Origin of the sequence: Curtobacterium sp. B18 (assembly GCF_000333375.1) — a bacterium.
Taxonomy (GTDB): Bacteria; Actinomycetota; Actinomycetes; order Actinomycetales; family Microbacteriaceae; genus Curtobacterium.
The window spans coordinates 1-2,581 of the sequence record NZ_BACZ01000684.1 but is presented as its reverse complement, the minus strand read 5'-3'; the positions used below and the strand labels follow the sequence as shown (position 1 = coordinate 2,581).

The window sequence follows — 2,581 nt, the reverse complement described above, 5'->3', positions numbered from 1 at the left end:
CGCGTGGCCCGTCACCATGCTCGCCCTGCGCGACGAGTCACCCGAGCGACCGTGGGACCCGCCCGCCGCCTGGTGGCCCGACCGCGACCCGTCGATCCGCGGCGTCCGCGACCGTTCGGCCGGCGGCGCGTGGCTCGCGGCCTCCGACGCGGCCGGGCTGGCCGTGGTGCTCAACCGCGGTGAACCGGTCGCGAGCGCCGACGGTACCTGGACCACCCGCGGGGTCGTCCCGCTCGACGCCGTCGCCGGCGTGCTGCCGGGACACGACGGCACGGTGCCGACGACCCGGGCCTTCAACCTCGTCCGAGCGACCTCGGACGGCGCCGAGGTCACGACGTGGGACGGCACCGAGGTCCGGACGACCGTGCTCGGCCCCGGCGTGCACATGGTGACCCACGGTGAGCCGGACGACCCCCGGGCGCCGCGCATCGAGCGCTGGCTCGAGGCCTTCCGCGCCGCGGACGCGCCGGTCGGACCGCCGGTGCTCGGCCCCTTCGACGAACTGCGGACGGCCGACGCCGGGGTCGATGCCGGTGACGGGTGGAGCGGCTGGTTCGGCCTGCTCGCCGAGTCGGCCGCGCTGCCCGCGGACGATCCGGACGCGATCCTCCGGGACGCGCACGAGCACGACGGACGCGTCGCGACGCTGTCGATCGTCGCGGCGGCCGTCGGACCCGCGCGCACGGTGCTGCAGCACGCCCGGCTGACCGAGCCGGGGCGCCTCGACGGTTCGGTCGAGCTCCACCGCGCCTGATCGCTCGGCCCGTCCCTCCGGAGCGCACCGCGCCTGAGCGCTCGGCCCGTCCCTCCGGAGCGCACCGCGCCTGAGCGCACCCGCAGCGCGATCGCGCCACCGGCCTTGGTCCGTGCGCGTACCGTCACCGTTCGTGACCACCGGAACCCGGACCGTGCTCGCCGTGCTCGCCGCCACCCTCGTCGTGCTCGCGCTCGGCGCGTGTGCCGCCAGCCCGTCGAGCGCGGTCGGCGCAACCGCACCGTCCGAGGCGTCCAGCACCCCGTGGGACGACGCGGCCGGGACCGGCGTCGTGGTCATCGGCGACTCGATCACCGGCGGCCACGGGCTGACGACGGCCGAGGCGTGGCCGGCACTCGTCGCCGACCGGCAGGGGTGGTCGCTCACGAACCTGTCCTGCGACGGTGCCGGCGTCGCCGCGATCGGGGACGACGACGACTGCGCGAGCGCCTACGCGACGCTCGTGAAGCGCGCCGTCGACCTCCGGCCCGAGGTCGTCGTCCTGCAGGCCAGCTCGAACGACCTCGGGCTCGACACCGCCGAGGTCCGGAGCGCGACCGACCGGGTCGTCGAGGACGTGCACCGCCGACTCCCGCACGCGCGGCTCATCGGGCTCAGCGCGATCTGGGACCAGGACGCCCCGCCCGCCCAGCTCGCGTCGATATCGGGGGCGCTCCGGCACGCGCTCGCCCGGGACGGCGGCACCTACGTCGACATCGGCGAGCCGCTCCGTGGACACCCGACGTGGATGCAGTCCGACGACGTCCACCCGACCGCGCGGGGACAGCAGGCCATCGCCGCGGCGGTGACGGCCGCGTTCGCACGGGACCACGTGCGCTTCTGACGCCGCCGGGCGGGGCCTGGCCGGGCCGGGCCGCGGTCGTCGGGCGTCTGGAGTCTGGCGACAGTCGTCATGCGTCGGGCGGAAGCTGTCCGGACGCGCACCCGGATGACGGGTGCGCCACAGCCGGCGGTCCTACCGTCGCAGCGTGCCCCCGATCGTCCGACGCGTCCTCGCCGCGGGGACGGCCGTCGTGGCGGCGCTGGTGCTGACCGCCTGCTCGCCGGACGTCACGACGATGGTGGCGCTCGCCGGGACCGACGGCGTCCCGTCACGGGTCGTGGTCATCGGGGACTCGATCACCCGCGGGCACGGGCTGGCGGCGAGCCTGGCCTGGCCGGAGCTCATCGCGACGCGGGACCACCTGCGGCTCACCGACCTCGGGTGCGACGGCGCCGGGGTGCTCGTCGAGGGGGACGACCAGTGCGCCGCGACGTACGACGAGCTCCTCGACCGGGCGGCCGCGCTGGACCCCGCCGTCGTCGTGTTGCAGGCGAGCTCGAACGACCTCGGGCAGGACGACGACGCGCTCGACGGGGCCACCGCACAGCTCGTCGCGGACGCGCACCGGACGATGCCCCGAGCGCGCATCGTCGGTCTCAGCGCGATCTGGTCGGACGAGGCGCCCCCGGCACAGCTCGCGGCGGTGTCCGCGGCACTCGGGTCCGCGGTGCGGCGGACGGGCGGCGCCTTCGTCGACGTCGGCCAGCCGCTCCGGGGGCACGCCGACTGGATGCAGTCGGACGACGTGCACCCGACCGCGCGCGGCCAGCGCGCGATCGCGGCGGCGGTGACCGCCGCCCTCGGACGCGACCACGTGCGGTTGTGACGCCCGACGGGCGGGGGTGCGCCGCGCCTCCGGGCCACCCGACGGGCGGGACGTGCGCGGTGTCGCCATGCCCGCCCGATCCCGCGGTCAGACCGACGGCGTCGAGTCCGTCGAACCGACGGCGTCGAGCCGGTCGAACCGACGCGACGAGCCGGTC

The 2,581-nt window shown here is 76.7% G+C and carries 3 protein-coding genes; all 3 read left to right on the top strand.

Annotated features, from left to right (window positions below):
• Positions 1 to 754, top strand: a 754-nt coding sequence (locus I5E_RS18390) for an NRDE family protein (RefSeq protein WP_022908283.1), incomplete at its 5' end; no start/stop codon positions are given.
• Positions 755 to 887: 133 nt separating this feature from the next.
• Complete coding sequence (locus I5E_RS22130) at positions 888 to 1,598, top strand: SGNH/GDSL hydrolase family protein (protein ID WP_022908282.1); 711 nt, start codon at positions 888 to 890, stop codon at positions 1,596 to 1,598.
• A 145-nt stretch (positions 1,599 to 1,743) separates the two neighbouring features.
• Positions 1,744 to 2,424: an SGNH/GDSL hydrolase family protein gene (locus tag I5E_RS18380; RefSeq protein WP_022908281.1), complete on the top strand. Its 681-nt coding sequence runs from the start codon at positions 1,744 to 1,746 to the stop codon at positions 2,422 to 2,424.
• The last annotated feature ends 157 nt before the right edge of the window (positions 2,425 to 2,581 follow it).